At 68.6% G+C, this 18,302-nt stretch carries 13 protein-coding genes; 8 read left to right on the top strand and 5 right to left on the bottom strand.

Annotated features, from left to right (window positions below; genetic code table 11):
* Positions 1–11: 11 nt before the first annotated feature.
* From FHS97_RS16865 to FHS97_RS16845, 5 genes are all read left to right on the top strand, one after another.
* Entirely contained in the window at positions 12–1,817 is a 1,806-nt protein-coding gene (locus tag FHS97_RS16865; RefSeq protein WP_184040857.1) for a DUF885 domain-containing protein, read from the top strand.
* 196 nt (positions 1,818–2,013) lie between these two features.
* Positions 2,014–3,933 carry an excinuclease ABC subunit UvrC gene (uvrC, locus tag FHS97_RS16860; RefSeq protein WP_184040854.1) on the top strand — a complete coding sequence of 640 codons (1,920 nt, stop codon included), beginning with the start codon at positions 2,014–2,016 and terminating at the stop codon, positions 3,931–3,933.
* Positions 3,934–4,182: 249 nt separating this feature from the next.
* On the top strand, positions 4,183–4,914 hold the full coding sequence (gene recO / locus FHS97_RS16855; protein WP_184040851.1) for a DNA repair protein RecO: 732 nt from the start codon (positions 4,183–4,185) through the stop codon (positions 4,912–4,914).
* A 29-nt stretch (positions 4,915–4,943) separates the two neighbouring features.
* The gene (gene leuB, locus FHS97_RS16850) at positions 4,944–5,996 is read left to right on the top strand and encodes a 3-isopropylmalate dehydrogenase (RefSeq protein ID WP_184040848.1); all 1,053 of its coding nucleotides are present in this window, start codon (positions 4,944–4,946) and stop codon (positions 5,994–5,996) included.
* 120 nt (positions 5,997–6,116) lie between these two features.
* Positions 6,117–7,211 (top strand): glycosyltransferase, encoded by a 1,095-nt coding sequence (locus FHS97_RS16845; protein WP_184040845.1) that lies wholly within the window; start codon positions 6,117–6,119, stop codon positions 7,209–7,211.
* Between the two features lie 128 nt (positions 7,212–7,339).
* On the opposite strand, the gene FHS97_RS16840 is transcribed toward FHS97_RS16845, so the two are convergent.
* Positions 7,340–8,575, bottom strand: a complete 1,236-nt coding sequence (locus FHS97_RS16840) for a glycosyltransferase family 39 protein (RefSeq protein WP_184040843.1) — start codon at positions 8,573–8,575, stop codon at positions 7,340–7,342.
* A gap of 116 nt (positions 8,576–8,691) precedes the next feature.
* Here FHS97_RS16840 and FHS97_RS16835 point away from each other — a divergent pair, with 116 nt between their 5' ends.
* The 3 genes from FHS97_RS16835 to FHS97_RS16825 are packed head-to-tail and all read left to right on the top strand — an operon-like array spanning position 8,692 to position 11,106.
* On the top strand, positions 8,692–9,897 hold the full coding sequence (locus FHS97_RS16835) for a trans-sulfuration enzyme family protein (RefSeq protein WP_184040840.1): 1,206 nt from the start codon (positions 8,692–8,694) through the stop codon (positions 9,895–9,897).
* 14 nt (positions 9,898–9,911) lie between these two features.
* The gene (apaG, locus tag FHS97_RS16830; protein WP_184040947.1) at positions 9,912–10,310 is read left to right on the top strand and encodes a Co2+/Mg2+ efflux protein ApaG; all 399 of its coding nucleotides are present in this window, start codon (positions 9,912–9,914) and stop codon (positions 10,308–10,310) included.
* Positions 10,311–10,314: 4 nt separating this feature from the next.
* Positions 10,315–11,106: a LysR family transcriptional regulator gene (locus FHS97_RS16825; protein WP_184040837.1), complete on the top strand. Its 792-nt coding sequence runs from the start codon at positions 10,315–10,317 to the stop codon at positions 11,104–11,106.
* Between the two features lie 62 nt (positions 11,107–11,168).
* On the opposite strand, the gene FHS97_RS16820 is transcribed toward FHS97_RS16825, so the two are convergent.
* The 4 genes from FHS97_RS16820 to FHS97_RS16805 form a co-directional block, all read right to left on the bottom strand.
* Positions 11,169–12,374 (bottom strand): MFS transporter, encoded by a 1,206-nt coding sequence (locus FHS97_RS16820; protein ID WP_184040834.1) that lies wholly within the window; start codon positions 12,372–12,374, stop codon positions 11,169–11,171.
* A 175-nt stretch (positions 12,375–12,549) separates the two neighbouring features.
* The gene (locus tag FHS97_RS16815; RefSeq protein WP_184040831.1) at positions 12,550–14,331 is read right to left on the bottom strand and encodes an EAL domain-containing protein; all 1,782 of its coding nucleotides are present in this window, start codon (positions 14,329–14,331) and stop codon (positions 12,550–12,552) included.
* A 244-nt stretch (positions 14,332–14,575) separates the two neighbouring features.
* Positions 14,576–16,933 carry a DUF3772 domain-containing protein gene (locus FHS97_RS16810; RefSeq protein WP_184040828.1) on the bottom strand — a complete coding sequence of 786 codons (2,358 nt, stop codon included), beginning with the start codon at positions 16,931–16,933 and terminating at the stop codon, positions 14,576–14,578.
* Between the two features lie 55 nt (positions 16,934–16,988).
* Entirely contained in the window at positions 16,989–17,846 is an 858-nt protein-coding gene (locus FHS97_RS16805) for an SDR family oxidoreductase (RefSeq protein WP_184040825.1), read from the bottom strand.
* Positions 17,847–18,302: the final 456 nt, after the last annotated feature.

The following is an 18,302-nucleotide window of genomic DNA, read 5'->3' as shown; positions in this document are numbered from 1 at the left end:
GGAAGCCCATGATGCGTTTCTCGATCACCGCCGCTCTACTACTCGCTTCGGTCGCGGCGCCCACGATGGCGCAGGCGCCCGCGGCCCCGGCCGCCACGCCCGCCAGCGCCGACGCGCGGCTCCGCCAGCTCTTCCATGACAGCGACGAGGGCAGCCTGCGCCGCAACCCGGTGCAGGCGTTGTTCCGCGGGGACATGCGCTACGCCGACCAGCTCGGCGACTTTTTCTCCGACGCGCATCTCGCCGCCGAGGAAGCGGCGACGCGGCAGGATCTCGCGACGCTCGCGACGATCGACCGCGCCAGGCTGACCCCGGTCGACCAGATCGCCTACGACGTCTTCAAGCAGCAGGCCGAGCTGAACCTGCGCGGCTATGCGCCCGATCTGATGGCGGTGCAGATCGTCCGCCCGCTCGACCATTTCTTCGGGCTGCATACCTTCTACCCCGAACTGGCGTCGGGGCAGGGCGCGGCACCGTTCAAGACGGTCGCCGATTACGACAGCAATCTGAAGCGCAACGCGCAATATGCCGCGCAGATCGACGCCGCGATCGCACGCTTCCGCGAGGGCATGAAGAGCGGGATCGTCCAGCCGAAGCTGGTCGTCCGCAACATGATCGGGCAGCTCGACAATCTGCTTGCCGGCGGGGTCGAGGCATCGCCTTTCTACGGCCCGGTCAAGACCTTCCCCGCCGCGATCCCCGCCGCCGACCAGACCCGGCTGCGCGCAGCGTACACGCGCCAGATCAGCGAGGTGCTCAACCCGGTCCAGCAACGGCTCCGCACCTTCCTGCAGGACGAGTATCTGCCGGTCGCGCGCGACAGCGTCGGGCTGTCGGCGATGCCGGGCGGCGCGAAGCTCTACGATTATCTGATCGAATCGAACACGACGCTGCCGCTCAAGGCCGACGCGGTCCACAAGCTCGGCCTGTCGGAGGTCGCGCGGATCACCCGCGAGATGGAGACGCAAAAGGCCAAGGTCGGCTTCAACGGCACGCTGCCGGAATTCTTCGCGTTCCTGCGCACCGACAAGCGCTTCCAGCCGTCGTCGGCGACCCAGCTCCGCGAGGGCTATGAAGCGATCGGTCGCCGTGTCGATGCGCGCGTGCGCGAGCAATTCTCGCTGATCCCCAAGACGCGGCTCGAGATCCGCCCGGTCCCGGCGTTCAAGGAGAAGACCGACGCCGGCGGCTCCTATCAGTCGGGCACGCCGGACGGTTCGCGCCCCGGCGTCTTCTACTACAACACCTACGACCTGCCGACGCGCTACATGTGGGAGATGGAGACGCTGTATCTCCATGAGGCGGTGCCCGGGCATCATTTCCAGATCAGCCTCGCGCAGGAAAACGACGCGCTGCCCGCGTTCATGCGCTTCGGCGGCAACACCGCTTATGTCGAAGGCTGGGCGCTCTATTCCGAGACCCTGTGGCCGCAGCTCGGGATGGAGACCGATCCATACCAGCGGATGGGCGGGCTGAACGACGAGATGCTGCGCGCGATGCGACTGGTGGTCGACACCGGCATCCACGCCAAGGGTTGGACGCGCGATCAGGCGATCGACTATATGCTCGCCAACTCGCCGATGTCGCGAACCGACGCGACCGCCGAGGTCGAGCGTTACATCGCGATCCCTGGGCAGGCGCTGGCGTATAAGATCGGGCAGTTGACGATCTCGCGCGTGAAGGCGGACGCGCAGAAGGCGCTCGGCACACGCTTCGATCCGCGCCGCTTCCACGCGCAGGTGCTCGACACCGGCGCGCTGCCGATGCCGGTGCTGGAAAAGAAGATCGCCGACTGGGTGAAGGCCGGGGGCAAGTAAGAAGACGCGTCGCCCCTGCGGAGGCAGGGGCCCATGTCTGTTGCGTTATGCGCCAGGGCTGACACACGGAACGCGCTCACTGTGTCAGCCTCTCCGACGCACGACACAGACATAGGCCCCTGCCTGCGCAGGGGCGACGGGTTGACCTTCCCGCACCCCGTTGCCCCACCCGGCCGCACTACCTAGATCGCGGGGGATGACAGGCAGCTACGGCCCCCCCGACCGCTTCAACGAGGAAAAGGCCACCTACGCGATCCGCGGCGCCGACGCGCCCGATCTGGAAGGCGGGGTGGCGGCGATCCGCAACGTGCTCAAGACGTTGCCGCTCAAGCCCGGCGTCTACCGGATGCACGATGCCAAGGGCGACGTGCTGTACGTCGGCAAGGCGCGCGCGCTGAAGAACCGTGTCGGCAATTACGTGCAGGTCGAGCGGCTGTCCAAGCGGCTCCAGCGGATGGTCGCGCAGACGCGGTCGATGACGATCGTCACCACCAACAACGAGGCCGAGGCGCTGCTGCTCGAAGCGCAGCTCATCAAACGCTATCGCCCGGCGTACAACGTGCTGCTGCGCGACGATAAGTCGTTCCCGTTCATCCTGTTGCGCGCCGACCACCAGTTCCCGCGCATCCAGAAGCACCGCGGCGCGCGCCGCGCCAAGGGTGATTATTACGGCCCGTTCGCGAGCGCCGGGAGCGTCAACAACACGCTCAACGCGCTTCAGAAGCTGTTCCTGCTGCGGTCGTGCACCGACGGCTTCTTCAAGACCCGCGACCGCCCGTGCCTGCTGTACCAGATCAAGCGCTGTTCGGCGCCGTGCGTCGGGCGGATCGACGAGGCCGGCTATGCCGAGCTGGTCAGCGATTCCAAGAAGTTCCTCGCCGGCAAGGCGACCGACGTGCAGGCCAAGCTCGGCGCGCAAATGGAGGCGGCCGCCGCCAATATGGACTTCGAGCTGGCCGCGATACTGCGCGACCGGCTCAAGGCGCTGACCTTTATCCAGGGCACGCAGTTCATCAATGCCGAGGGAGTCGGCGACGCCGATATCTTCGCGCTCGCGTGCCATGAGGGGCTGATCGGGATCGAGGCGTTCTTCATCCGCGGCGGGCAGAATTGGGGCCACCGCAGCTTCTTCCCCGCGCACACCGCCGACGTGCCCGAAGACGAGGTGCTGACGCAGTTCATGGCGCAATTCTACGAGGAGGTGCCGCCGGCGCGGACGATCCTGATCGACCGCGTGCTCCCCGATGCCGAGGTGCTGATCGAGGCGCTGTCCGAACAGGCCGGGCGCAAGGTCGAGATGACCGTCCCGCAACGCGGGGTGCGCAAGCGGCTGCTCGATCAGGCGACGCGCAACGCCAAGGAAGCGCTGGAGCGGCGGCTCGCCGAAAGCACCACGCAAGCGCGGCTGCATCGCGAGCTGGCCGAGCTGTTCGAGCTGGGCGACCCGCCCGACCGGATCGAGGTCTACGACAACAGCCATATTCAGGGCACCAACGCGCTGGGCGCGATGGTCGTCGCCGGGCCCGAGGGCTTTCGCAAGGGCCAGTATCGCAAGTTCAACATCAAACAGGCCGCGACCGACGACGATTATGCGATGATGCGTGAGGTCCTGACGCGCCGCTTCGCGCGCGCGCTGGAGGAGGACCCCGATCGCGACGGCGAGACGTGGCCCGATCTGGTGCTGCTCGACGGCGGGCGCGGGCAGTTGAACGCCGCCAAGGCGGTGCTCGAGGATCTCGGGATCGAGGACGTCTGTCTGGTCGGCGTCGCCAAGGGGCCGCACCACGGGCGTGAGGGGCGCGAGGTCTTCCACCTCATGGACGGGCGCGAACTGACGCTGCCGGTCAATGCGCCGCTGCTCTTCTATCTCCAGCGGTTGCGCGACGAGGTCCACCGCTTCGCGATCGGCGCGCATCGTGCGAAGCGCGCCAAGGCGATCGGCGCGAGCCCGCTCGACGAGGTGCCGGGGATCGGCCCGGCGCGCAAGAAGGCGCTGCTGATGCATTTCGGCACCGGCCGTGCGGTGCGGAATGCGTCGCTGGAGGATCTGCGGAAAGCGCCGGGCGTGAGCGCAGCGGTCGCGCAGCAGGTGTACGACTTCTATCATGCGAAGTGAGGCGATCGGTGGTCGGGTTCCTCCCTTCTGCGTCACCCCGGACTTGATCCGGGGCCCGGCAACTTTCTCCCGCCGCCTGCAAGAAGAAGCGGGGTCCCGGATCAAGTCCGGGGTGACGGCGTATCTCCAGACGTCATTCCCGCGCAGGCGGGAATCCAGACGCGCAGGTCTGGCGATAGAAGCACGGCCGATCGGGGTTTCGAATTCCCGCCTCTGCGGGGATAGCGACCTCGTGGACGGCGAGGTCGAATGCACCTGACCGCCGACGCCATCCTGCTCTCCGTCCGGGCGCACGGCGAGCATGGCGCGGTGGCGCGGGCGTTGACGCGCGAGGATGGCGTCCGCCCCGGCTACGTCCGCGGCGGCCACGCGCGCGGACTGCGACCCGTACTACAGCCGGGCAACCTGATCCGCGGCGAATGGCGCGCGCGCACCGAGGAGCAACTCGCCGCGCTGACCTGCGAACTAGTCCACACCCGCGCGGCGCTCCACGAATCGGCGCTCCCGGCGGCGGGGCTCGACTGGCTGACCGCGCTGACCGCGGCGGCGCTGCCCGAGGCGCAGCCTTATCCCTATCTCTACGACGCGCTCGGCGGCGTGCTCGACGCGATTGAGGCGGCACCCAGCGCGCGCGGCTGGGCGGCGGCGATGGCGCGCTACGAACTGCTGCTGCTCGCCGAACTCGGCTTCGGGCTCGACCTGACGGCGTGCATCGCCACCGGCGACACCGACGATCTCGCCTTCGTCAGTCCGAAGAGCGGCGCGGCGGTGTCACGTGCCGCGGCGGCGGGCTATGAGGCGCGGCTGTTCGCGTTGCCGACGTTCCTCCGTGACGGTGGCGCGGCGGACGGCGCGCAAGTGCTTGAGGCGCTGACGATCACCGGCCATTTCCTCGCGCGCGACGTGCTGCACGAACGCCGCCGCGATCCGCTGCCGGCGCGTGCGCGGCTGGTCGAGCGATTGAAGAGGGCGGTTGCGTGACGCGCGCGGGCGCGCCATGCGGTGCGGCCATGACACACGGCAAGCTCATCGCAATCCTGCCCGGCGACGGGATCGGCCCCGAAGTGACCGCCGAGGCGCGGCGCGTGCTCGACGCGCTCGATCTCGGGCTGGTGTTCGAGGAGGCGCCGGTCGGCGGCGCGGGCTATCGCGCCAGCGGGCACCCGCTCCCCGACGCGACGCTGGCGCTCGCCAAGCGCGCCGACGCGGTGCTGTTCGGCGCGGTCGGCGACCCGGAATTCGACTCGCTCGAACGCGCGCTGCGTCCCGAACAGGCGATCCTCGGCCTGCGCAAGAACCTGACGACCTTCGCCAACCTGCGTCCCGCCAAGATGTTCGCCGGGCTCGAAGACGCCTCGACGCTCAAGCCCGAGGTGGCGAATGCGATCGATCTGGTGATCGTCCGCGAGCTGAACGGCGACGTCTATTTCGGCGCCAAGGGCCGCGGCACCACCGACGCGGGCCTGCGCGAAGGCCATGACCTGATGCGCTATGACGAAAGCGAGGTCCGCCGCATCGCGCATGTCGGCTTCCAGACCGCGGCGAAGCGGCGCGGCAAGCTCTGCTCGGTCGACAAGGCCAATGTGCTCGAAACCTCGCAATTGTGGCGCGACGTGGTGATCGAGGTCGCTGCCGAATACCCGCAGATCGAACTGACGCACATGTATGTCGACAATGCCGCGATGCAGCTCGTCCGCAACCCGGGCGCATTCGACACGATCGTGACCGGCAATCTGTTCGGCGATATCCTGTCGGATCAGGCGAGCATGTGTGTCGGGTCGATCGGGATGCTGCCCTCGGCGTCGCTCGATGCGCACGGCAAGGGGCTGTACGAGCCGATCCACGGCTCCGCGCCCGATATCGCCGGGCAGGGCAAGGCCAATCCGTGTGCGGCGATCCTGTCGGCGGCGATGATGCTGCGCCACTCGCTCGACGCAAGCGACGCGGCGGACCGGATCGAGGCGGCGGTGTCGGCGGCGCTGGCGACCGGCGCACGCACCCCCGATCTCGGCGGCACCGCGACGACCCGCGCGATGGGCGATGCGGTGCTGGCGGCGCTGTAGGCGCTGCGACGAACAGCGGAGCCAAGATGACACGTCATTGCGAGCGTAGCGACGCAATCCAGGGCCGGATCAGGACGCCCTGGATTGCGTCGCTACGCTCGCAATGACGAATGGGCTGCGATGCTCGATCTCGCGGTCGTCGTTCCCACCTTCAACGAGCGCGGCAATGTCGCGGCGGTGGTGGCGCGGCTGGCGGCGGCGCTCGATAGACTCGACTGGGAAGTGCTGTTCGTCGACGACGACAGCCCCGACGGCACCGCGCAGGCGGCGCGCGACCTCGCGCGGCACGACCCACGCGTGCGGGTGATCCAGCGGATCGGGCGGCGCGGGCTGTCGAGCGCGTGTATCGAGGGGATGTGCGCAACCGCCGCCCCGGTCGTCGCGGTGATGGACGGCGACCTCCAGCACGACGAAACGCTGCTGCCCAAGATGCTCGCCACCCTTCGCGATGACCCGACACTCGACCTCGCGATCGGCTCGCGCTTCGTCGCGGGTGGCGGGACCGGCGAGTGGGACCGCGACCGCGTCGCCAAATCGGCGCTTGCGACCCGGATCGCCGCACGGGTGGTGCGCACCGACCTGAGCGACCCGATGAGCGGGTTCTTCGCGATCCGCACCGCAGTGCTGCGCGATCTGGTGCCGCAGCTCGGCGGGATCGGCTTCAAGATCCTGCTCGATATCATCGGCGCCGCGCCGCGCCCGCTGCGGTTCGTCGAATTGCCCTATGTCTTCCGCACCCGCGCGGTCGGGGAGAGCAAGCTCGATCACGTTGTGGCGATGGAATATCTGATCGCGCTCTATGACCGGCGGCTCGGGCGCGTCGTCCCGGTGCGCTTCGCGATGTTCTCGATGATCGGGGCCTTGGGCGCGGGGGTGCATATGAGCGTGCTGTCGCTGCTCTATGTCGTTGCCGGGCTGACGTTCCTGACCGGGCAGATCGTCGCGACCTTTGCGGCGATGACCTTCAACTTCTTCCTCAACAACGCGCTGACCTATCGCGACCGGCGGCTGCGCGGCGCGCGTGCGCTGCTCGATGGCTGGGTGGCGTTCTGCCTCGTCTGCGCGGTCGGGGCGGTGGCGAACGTCGGGGTGGCGGCGTTTCTCCACGACGTGCGGCAGGGGGCATGGGCGGCGTCGGCGTTGCTCGGCGTGCTGGTCGGCGCGGTGTGGAATTACGCGCTGTCGTCGCGGTTTACCTGGGGACGGTATCGGTGAACTCTCCACTTCCGTTCGCCCTGAGGAGAGGCTGAGCTTGTCGAAGCCTCGTCTCGAAGGGCATGTGCTTCGAGACGGCATTTCGACAGGCTCAATGCCTCCTCAGCACGAACGGTTCTGGATGAGAACTAAACCCAGCTGTTGAGCCACGTAAAGCGATGAAACGCCGCCGGATTGGCGAGCGCCTGCGCGCTGAGCACCGGCAGGAAATACAGCCACAGCGCAAAGACCAGCAGCAGGAACAGCTCGACCCAGCGGCCGAGCGCCGCGCGATGGTAATCGATCGCCACCGCCAGCGCGACGCACAGCAGCACGCTCGACGGATAGTAATAATAATAGAAGCCCAGCGACTTGGGGATGATCGCGAAGATCGCCACCGAGAAGGTCCACAGCGCGGCCGGGGCGAGCAGCCGCGCCGCGCCGGTCCGCACCCACGCCTGATAGCAGGCGAGCACCGCGACCAGCCCGCCCCACATCACCGCCGGATTGCCGAGCAGCAGGATGCCGCGCTGCGCCCCGTCGACCGGCTCGTACAGATACCAGATCGGGCGGATCAGCAGCGGCCAGGTCCACCATGTCGACTGATAGGTATGCGGCGGCAATTTCTGCGTCTGGCGCAGGTACATGTCCCATTGGAAGCGCGGCAGCGTGTGGAGCGTCAGCGCGTCATGGGCGTAGAAGAAGGCGGGCGCGAAGGTCAGGAAATAGGCGAGCACCGACAGCCCGCCGAGCAGCGTCAGCGCGGGCACCGTGCCGAGCCCTGGCCAGCGCTGCGGCCGTTCGCGGCGCATCAGCACGAAGGTGATCGCGGCCGCGGCGACATAGGGGGCGGCGGTCCATTTGCATGCGGTGGCCAGCCCCATCAGCACGCTGCCCGCGCTCCACCGCGCGACGCTGCCATCGCGGATCGCCGAACTGAGCAACACGATTCCCCAGATCAGGAACGCCACCATGAACGTGTCCAGCATCGCGATTCGCGCCTGGATGTAGATCGTGAAGCCGAGCAGCGCGAACACCGTCGCGAGCAGCGCGGGGCGCGTGCGGCGCGTCAGCACATGCGTCAGCGCGAACACGCCGGCGACGGTGGCGCTGCCCGCCACGGTCGAGGCGATCCGCCATCCGAACGGCCCGTCGCCGAACAGATGGAGGCCGACCGCGATCAACTCCTTGGCGAGCAACGGATGTTCGATGTTGGTGGGTTGCGACAGCGCCAGCAAGGCGCGCGCGGCGGGAAGATAATGAACCTCGTCGAACACCGGCTTGGCCGGCACCGACAGTCGGAAGACGAAGACCAGCCAGCTGAACAGCGCGATGCCGAGCGCGATCAGCCGCGGCGATCCCTGCTCCCGTTCGAACGTCGTCACCGCCGCACTTCCTCCACCGCGCCCCGCCGCGGCTTGCGACAGGAGCGCGGCCGCGACAAGCCCGCGCGGTGACGGTTTGACTTGTTCTGGCGGGCGCGCGGAGGCTAAGCGGGGGCATGAAGCGGCATAGCGGACAGGATCGGTCGATCACCCAGAACTGGCGCCCTGCGACCCTCGCGGTTCGCGGCGGCACCGCCCGGTCGGAATATGGTGAAACATCCGAAGCGATGTTCCTCACATCGGGCTATTGTTACGATCGCGCCGAGGATGCGGCGGCGCGTTTTGCCGGCGAACAGACCGGCATGACCTATTCGCGACTCCAGAATCCGACCGTCGAGATGCTCGAACAGCGGATCGCGCTGCTGGAGGGCGCCGAGGCGTGCCGGACGATGGCGACCGGCATGGCGGCGATGACCGCGGTGCTGCTCTGCCAGCTGCAACAGGGCGATCACGTAGTAGCGGGACGCGCGGCGTTCGGCTCGTGCCGCTGGCTGGTCGATACCTTGCTCCCCAAGTTCGGCATCCAGAGCACCACCGTCGACGCGCGCGATCCGCAGGCGTTCGAGGATGCGGTGCGTCCCAATACCAAGGTGTTCTTCTTCGAGACGCCCGCCAATCCGACCATGGACGTGGTCGATCTGCGCGCGGTGTGCGGGATCGCGCGCGAGCGCGGGATCACCAGCGTCGTCGACAATGCCTTCGCCACCCCGGCGCTCCAGCGACCGATGGACTTCGGCGCGGACGTGACCGCCTATTCCGCGACCAAGATGATGGACGGGCAGGGCCGCGTGCTCGCCGGTGCGGTGTGCGGGACGCAGGACTTCATCGACAACACCTTGCTGCCGTTCACGCGCAACACCGGGCCGACGCTGAGCGCGTTCAACGCCTGGGTGGTGCTCAAGGGGCTGGAAACGCTCGACCTGCGCATCCGTCGCCAGTCGGAGAACGCGCTGGCGGTCGGGCGCTTCCTCGAAGGCCGCGTCCCGCGCATCCTCCACCCCGGGCTGCCGAGCCATCCGCAGCACGACCTCGCCATGTCGCAGATGAGCGCGGTCGGCGGGATCTTCGCGTTCGAGGTCGCCGACCGCGCGCAGGCGCATGCCCTGCTCAACGCGCTCGAGCTGATCGATATCTCGAACAACATCGGCGACTCGCGCTCCCTGATGACCCATCCGGCCTCGACCACCCATTACGGCGTCGCGCCCGAGGCGCGCGCGGAGATGGGCGTCACCGAGGGGCTGCTGCGGCTCAACGTCGGGCTCGAGGACCCGCAGGACCTGATCGACGATCTCGACCGCGCGCTGCGACAGGTCGGGCTGTGAGCACCGCCACCGGCATGGAGGCGTTGTTCACCGACGCCGCCACCACCGAGGACGTCACCGTCCGCGTCTCAGTCAGCTATCTCGCCGAACAGTCCGAGCCGACGCGCGGGCGGTGGTTCTGGGCCTATCACATCCGGATCGAGAATGACGGCGCGGGCGCGGTGCAATTGCTGACGCGGCACTGGATCATCACCGACGGCGCCGGCACGCGCCATACCGTCGAGGGCGAGGGCGTGGTCGGCGAACAGCCGGTCATCCAGCCCGAAGGCAGCTACGATTACGTCTCCGGCTGTCCGCTCGCCACGCCGAGCGGGGCGATGCAGGGCAGCTACCGGATGGTCGCCGAAGACGGGCGCGTGTTCGACGTCGCGATCCCGCGCTTCGCGCTCCACGCGCCCGCGGTGGCGGAGTGACGCGGTGAAGCGGACCCACCTGCCGCTCAACGGCTTGCGCGTGCTCGACGCCGCGGCGCGCCATTTGTCCTTCACCCGCGCCGCCGACGAGCTGGCGGTGACCCCGGCGGCGGTCGGGCAGCAGATCCGCGCGCTCGAGGATACGCTCGGCGTCGTGCTGTTCCGCCGCACCACCAAGGGGCTGGAGCTGACTCCGGAGGGCGAGGCGGGGCTCGCGCCGCTGCGTCAGGCGTTCCTCGAATTCGAGGAAGCGGTGCGCGCGATGCAGGCCGGGCAATCGTCCAAGTCGCTGACGATCGCCGCCCCGCGCGACGTGACCGAGAAGTGGCTGCTCCCGCGGCTCGCCGAGATCGCCGCGACCGACCCCGACCTGCGCTTCGTGCTGGTCGCGGCCGATGAGGGGATGGACTTCACCGAGGCCAATCTCGACCTCGCGATCCGCTGGGGCGAGGGGCCGGGCACGCACGAGGGCGAGGCGATCGAGAGCGAGGGGCTGGTGACGGTCGCGCGCGCGGACGGGGCGGCGGACACCGCGATCCTGTGGCCGGGCGCGCCCGAGCCGGACAGCGCCGGGCAGGTGCGGGTCGGCGACGCCGGGCTGGCGATCGACGCCGCCGCGGCCGGGCTGGGCCGCGCGACCGTGCCCGAGATGCTCGCGGCGCGCGACATCGCCGCCGGCCGCGTCGTGGTGGTCGGCGACGCGCAGCCGTCGCGGCTGGGCTATTGGCTGGTCGCGCCGACTCCGCAATGGCGGCAGCGCAAGGTGCAGGCGCTGGTCGAGGCGCTCGGGCGCTAGAGTCCGACCCAGCAAGGCTGGATCAGCGGGCCGGTGCCGCTGCCACGTGAGTGGATCGAAGTCTAGCGCGCGCCGCCGTCCGCTGCGCGGATCCGCCGCAGCGGCAGGATCAGCACGCCGCCCGCCAGCGTCAGCGCCGCGAGCACCAGCAGCAGCAGCGTGAAGTCTCCCGGCGTCGCCAGCGCCCAGGTCAGCAACGGCCCGAGCAGCGACGGAACGGTGTTCGACAGGTTGATGAGCCCCAGATCGCGTCCGCGATGCCGCGGGTCGGGGAGCAACCGCACCGCAAACGCCTGATGCAGCGCGAGGAACACCGCGGCGGCAACCGAATAGGTGACGAAGCCGATCGCGCCGGCGACCGGGTGCGCGACCGTCGCCATTGCGAGCAGCCCAAGCGTCGCCACCACCGCCGCGCCGACGAGGAACGGCGTGCGCCGCGCTGCCTGATCCGACAGCCGCCCGGCGACCACCGCGATCGGCAGCGGCAGGATATAGCTGATCGTCAGCAGCGTCCCGACCCGTGCGGCAAGCGTCGCGGGCGGAACGCTGCCGGCGATGCTCTGGAAATAATAGAGCAGGTACAGCGACAGCGCCCCCCCGGCGAGCTGCACCAGCAGCCGCGCGAGGCTCGCGACCCACAAGCGGTGGCTCGGTGCGGTGGCAGGCGACGGCGGTGCGACCGCCACCAGCGGGCGGCGGACGACGAGCAGCGGCAGCACCGCGGCGATCGTCAACCCGGCGATCAGCGCCAGCCGCGCCGCCTCGCTCCGCCCGGCATCGGCGACCAGCAGCGCCGAAACCGCGCCCGCGGCCGGCGGCCCGATCGCGAGCAACCCACCGGCCAGCCCGCGCTGATCGTCGGGGATCTCGTCGGCCATGATCGCCATCATCGGCGCGAGCACCGCATTGACCGCGATCTGGAACGCCAGCACCGCGCCGATCAGCGTCACGGGCCGGTCGGCGAGCGCGATTGCGCCATAACTGAGCGCGACCGCGACCAGCCCGCCCGCGATCGAGCCGCGGCGCCCGCCGCCGCGCGCAAACGACCGATCGCTGAGCCAGCCGAACAGAATATTGGCGCCGCTGGCGGTGGCCGCGCCCAGCACGATCGCGACGGTGAGCCACCCGATCCGCGCCTCGCCCGCCAGTCGATCGATCTTGAGCGGCAGCAGCAGCGACAGGAACGGCAGATAGCCGATCACCGCGCCGGCATGGGCGAGTGAAAAGGCGGCGAGCAGCCGGTGGGTCGGGGCGAACGGGCGCGGCATGCGCGGCCGTTAAGGCGCGACGGCAATTGCGGAAAGCGATCATTCGTCCCGGCGGGCATCGACATGTCCGTTCGGCGCGACGGGCCGGGCGGACCAATCTGCACCGATCCGCCGCGCATCCGTCCTTCGAGGCGACGAACGCACCGCGGATCATCGACCTTGCAGTATCGCGCCGTCAGGCGGCGGCGCGGTGTCCGATGAGCGGCACCGCATCGGGAAGCATCGCGACCGGCAGTGGCTCTCCGAAAAGATAGCCCTGCATATGTTCGCACCCCATTCGCAGCAGCGTGTCGAGCTGTTCGCTGGTCTCCACCCCCTCGGCGACGCATTCGAGCGACAGCGCGCGGCACAGCCCGACCATCGCCTCCACCACCGCCCAGCCGCGCTGCGCCTGCAGATCGTTGATGAAGCTGCGATCGATCTTGACCTTGTCGAGCGGCAATTGGTGGAGGTTGCTGAGGCTGGAATGGCCGGTGCCGAAATCGTCGAGCGCGACCTTCATGCCCAGCCGGCGCAGGCGTTGCAGCACCCGCCCGGCCGCGACCGGATCGCGCATCACCGCGGTCTCGGTCACCTCAATCCAGATCCGCGTCGGCGCGATCCCCGAGGCGAGCAGTTCATGCTCGATCGCCCCCAGCGTCGCGGGCGAGTGGAGGTCGCAGGCCGAGATGTTGAACGACAACGCGATGTGCGCCGGCAACAGCCGCGCCACCGCCAGCCCCTTGCGGAACACCGCCAGCGTGATCCCGTGGATCAGGGTCGAGCGTTCGGCGATCGGGATGAAATCGCCCGGCGGCACGTTGCCGACCAGCGGACTGTGCCAGCGGACGAGCAGCTCGATCGCCTCGACCTGCCCGGTGCGCGCGCCGACGATCGGCTGGCCGTGGAGGTGCAGTTCCTCGTCGAACGCGCAGGCGTGCAGCGCCGCCTCGATCTCCCGGTCGCGACGGATCGCGGTCTCCAGATCGGGAGTGAAGATGCACAGGCCGCCACCCTGCACGCGCTTGGCATGGTAGAGCGCGTAATCGGCGCGGTCGAACAGTTCGGTCGCGACGGTCCCGCCGTCGGGGAACAGGGCGATCCCCAGCGAGCCGCCCACGGTCACGGTCAGTTCGGCGATGACGAACGGCTCGCTTAGTGCCGCGCAGAGCCGCTCGCCGATCACCGCCGCGGCATGCGGGTTGCCCGGGACCAGCAATCCGAATTCGTCGCCCCCCAGCCGGTAAAGGGTCGCCCCGCCGACGAGCAGCAACCGCATCCGTTCCGCCAACTTGATCAGCAACGTATCGCCGACATGATGGCCGAACGTGTCGTTGACCGGCTTGAAGCGGTCGAGATCGAGCAGCCCGACCGCGAACGGCCCGGCGGCGTCGCTCGCGACCAGTTCGGCGAGATCGTCGTGGAAGCGGCGGCGATTGGGCAGGCCGGTCAGGCTGTCGGTATGCGCCAGTCGCTCGTTTTCCTGGTTCAGCCGGACCAGCTCGCCATGCTGGCGCGCGAGTCGCGCCTGCGACATCACTTGTTGGTGGAAATGGTCGAAGCTGTTGAACAGCACGCGCAGCAAGACCGCCAGCACCAGTCCGACGTTCACCGCGATGACGGTGTACATCATGTCCTGGTGCGCGAGACACGCCGCGATGAAGGCGGGGATCACGACCAGCCCGACCAGCAGCGCGGCCTGCGGCAGCGCGCTCAGGCAGAAGATGCAGCCGATCGCGGTGGTGGTGACGTAGATCATCACATGCGCCTGCTGGATCGGGCTGCCGTACTCCAGCAACGCGATCGACCACAGGACGTAGGTGAGCGCGAGCAGCGGTCCGGCGATGGTGATCATCCGCAACAGGCGCCGCGCCTCGGCGGGGGTCGGTATCTCCGCCAGCCGATCGCGGCGCCACCAGTGGAACAGGCGTATGCCGCTCAGCGCGAAGAGGAGCAGCGGGATGGCAGTGCTCAACACCATCGGCGCGACGGCGTGGTGGGTTACGGCAATCGCGATGGAGTTGACGAGTAACAGCGCGTAAAGAAAGGATAATTGCCGCTGAAGTGCGACAACTTGCGCAACGGCAAGCCGCGGGTGTCTTCCCAGATCCTGATACCAGCGACGAAATCGCCGGTGCTGCCCCCTGCGCACGTGCGTTGCCTCCCCCCCCCCGCTTTCAACTATCCAGAACTTAATCTAGCGTTAAAATGGAGGCATCACATTAATCCATGTCTTCTTTTCGTCCGATCAATTCCATACGTTGTGGTATTGTACCTATGTCGATGTTTTCTTTGCGAAAGCTTCGAAGCAAGACCGTCAATACTGCGCTGCGCGTGCCATAAGCGACGCGTGGCGAGGCGACATGCGCGAAGCAGTTGAAGAAAATCCTGCCGTCGGCGATCGAATCGATGAACACCTTCGGCGCGGGGTCGTCGAGTATCTCCGTTTCAGCGGCGAACGTCTCGGCGACGATCGCGCTCACCCGGTCGGCATCGGCCTCCAGCGGCACCGCGAACTGGATCTGGATGCGGCCGAGCGGCCCGGCCAGCGTCTTGTTGAGCACCGATTTGGTGATGAGCTCCGAATTGGGGACGATCAGCGTCGAATGGTCGGCGAGCGCGATCTCGGTCGAGCGGACGCTGATCCGCTTGACGTCGCCCTCGTCGGTGCCGACGCGGATCCAGTCGCCGATCTTGATCGGGCGTTCGGCGAGCAGGATCAGCCCCGAGACGAAGTTCGACGTGATCGCCTGCAGCCCGAAGCCGATTCCGACCGACAGCGCCGACAGCAGCAGCGCGATCCGCTCGACGCCGATCCCCAGCGACGCCAGCGCCCAGATCACCGCCAGTGCGATGCCGACGTAGCGCGCGACCAGCCCGACCGAGTTGCGCGCCGATCCGTCGAGATCGGTGGCGGGCAGATATTTGTCCTCCAGCCAGCGGCGGAACGCGCGCACCAGCGCCAGCCCGATGAACAGCACCGCGATCCCGCGGACGATCGCACCCGGCGAGACCGAGATCCCGCCGACCTGCACGCCCTGCGCCAGCAGCCCGAGCCGCGCCAGCAGCGTGCCGATCCCGCTGCCGGTCCCGAACGGCACGAAGAACAGCCCGAGCGCGACCAGCGCGAGCGTCAGCCGCACCACCCCGGACAGGAGCACGCCAAACTGGTCGACGACAGCGCCCCGCAGCCCCAATCCCCGCGACAGCGCGCGACCGAGCGCGCTGTCGCGGGCGAAGACCGTCACCGCCAGATCGTCCGCAGCCGCCATGAGCAGATAGGTTGCGGCAGCGAGCACCACGCTCCAGCCGATCAACTGCATGACGAACAGCGCAAAGCCGAGGAATCCCAGCAACAACGCCGCCAGCGTCGCCAGCGCCAGCAGCCACGCGACCAGCGCCACCGCGCCCAGCCCCGCGCGCATCGGCGCGGTCGCGGCCTCCTCGGCGCGGTTGGCGCGCAGCCGCCCGACCGCCAGCAACGCTCCGGCAAGCAGCGCGAGATGGAGAATGATTTCCAGCACATGCGTAGCGCTCTGCGCCGCGGGGCTGGTGCCGATCGCGCCGTTCAGTGCCTCCAGCATATAGCTGACGAAGGCGATGGCGGCGAGCAGCCAGCTATACGGGCGCAGCTCGATCGCGACATCGTCGGCGATCGGCGCCACCCGCCAGCTCGGCTGGTTCCGCATCAGCAGCGCCCCCGTCACCGCCGACGCGAAACAGGCGTAAGTGGTAGCGACGGTTAGCGCATCCGCGACCGCCTCCCATGTCGTCGGCAGGAGCCGCGCCCAGCGCAATCCGGCCATCAGCACCGCGACGGCGAGGAACGGCGCGACCGTCCCGATCATCACGCGCCAGATCGCGGCGGCGGAGCGCCGCACGCGGTGACCGGGCGCGTCCTCGATCAGGAAGCGCTGCCCCAGCCGCTGCGCCGCGGTGCGCGCCGGAAAGCCGATCGCCAGCGCCGCGAGCAGTCCGAACAACGCCGGCCACACCCGCCCGCGGCTTCGCGTGACCGCATCCACGCCGTTCGCCAGATAGCCTTCCGCGCGCCGCAGATCGCGCGGCAGCGCGTCGAGCACCGCTACCCAGAAGCCGGGCAGCACCGGCGACGGGCTGCGCGCGGCGATCGTCTGGCTGAAGCGTTCGGCGACGCTCTGGTCGAGTTCGTCGGCGAGCTGTTGCGCCTCGACCCCGATCAGCCGCCCGCGCTTCACGCTCGAATCGAGTACCATATGCTGCCGCGACAATTGCTGGCGCTGGGCGCGCAGATCGCCGGCCTCGGCGCCGCCGGCCGGTCCGAGACCGGCGAGTCGCGCATCGACCAGCGCGAGCTGATCGGCGAGGTCGGCCGTCGCGGCGGTCGCAGCGACCCGCGCCGCGATGATCCGCTCGCGCAATGCGCCGCGCGCGTCATCGTCGACGCGCAGGTCCAGCGCGCGATCGACCGCGCGGACATCGGCCTCGGCGCGCGCCAGCCGTGTCGCCGGACTGACCTCGGCCTCCTGGGCGTAGACGCGCGGCGCGAGCAACAGAAGCAACAGCGCCAGCGCGGCGCGGATCGAAGGACGGATCGGCATTGCCGGCCGATAGCAGAAGCGCCCCACCCGCGCGACGGATGGGGCGCCGGCCCGCCTAGAGGAAAGGTCGTCCCCCCGTGACCGGGATCGTCGCGCCGGTAATGTAGCTCGCCTCGTCGCTGGCGAGCATCACATAAGGCGGGGCGAGTTCGGCCGGCTGCGCGGCGCGGCCGAGCGGCGTGTTGCTGCCGAAGGTCTTGACCTTCTCCGGCGGCATCGTCGAGGGGATCAGCGGCGTCCATACCGGACCCGGCGCGACCGCGTTGACACGGATCTTCCGCTCGGCGAGCATCTGCGCCAGTCCGGCGGTGAAGTTGTGGATCGCGCCCTTGGTGGTCGCATAGGCCAGCAACTGCTCGTTGGGGCTGTCGGCATTGATCGAGGTCGTATTGATGATCGACGATCCCGCGCGCAGATGCGGCAACGCGGCCTTGGACAGATAGAACATCGCATGGATGTTGACCGCGAAGGTCAGCTGCCATTCCTCGTCCGGGATGTCGGCGAGCGACTGGAAGCTGGCCTGATGCGCGGCATTGTTGACCAGCACGTCGATCCGCCCGAACGCCGCGGCCGTCTGCTCGATCACCGCGCGGGCATGCGCCGGATCGCTGATGTCGCCGGGGATCAGCAGCGCCTGCCGCCCGGCGTCCTCGACCAGCCGCTTCGTTTCCTCGGCATCGTCATGCTCGTCGAGATAGGCGATCGCGACATCGGCTCCCTCGCGCGCATAGGCAAGCGCCACCGCGCGGCCGATCCCGCTGTCGCCGCCGGTGATCAACGTCTTGCGATCGGTCAGCCGGCCGTGGCCGACATAGCTGTCCTCGCCATGATCGGGGCGGGGGTTCATCGCCGCGGTGCTGCCCGGCATCGACTGCTGCTGCTCGGGATAGGGCGGCGTGGGGCGATCGGTCATGACGGCAAGCTCCTGGAAAAGGGGAGGGAGCGCGACCAATGAGCCGCCGCCCCGCGCCGTTCCCTCAAGTCACCTCGATCAACCTGTTTGAGGGCGTAGCGCGGGCGCTGACGCAGGTTCGTCGCACCCGGGCAAAAAAAGTGTCATCGAATCGCTTGACCGATCTGGCGGACCCCCTTAGAGGGCTGTTCACCGACGGGGCGCACCTATTGAGGGCGCGGTTCTGACGGTCGCCACATCGACGGACAGCGGTCTTTCGCTAGGGATAGCGGGATTGATCGATTGTCCGGTTTGCTGTCGGCGGGCTCTTTGACATTGTAGGTTAGATGAAGGGACATGTGGGCGGCGGCTCTGCGGGTCTTGTGCATTCAAGGTGCACGGGGGTCGATAGAAGCTTAAGTCGTTTCATGTGTCTTTTTTACGTTTTCCATACGTGAAATTGTGCAGGAACGGCTC

The sequence above is a fragment of the Sphingomonas endophytica genome, assembly GCF_014199415.1.
Classification (GTDB): domain Bacteria; phylum Pseudomonadota; class Alphaproteobacteria; order Sphingomonadales; family Sphingomonadaceae; genus Sphingomonas; species Sphingomonas endophytica.
This window is presented reverse-complemented; position numbering and strand designations above follow the sequence as displayed.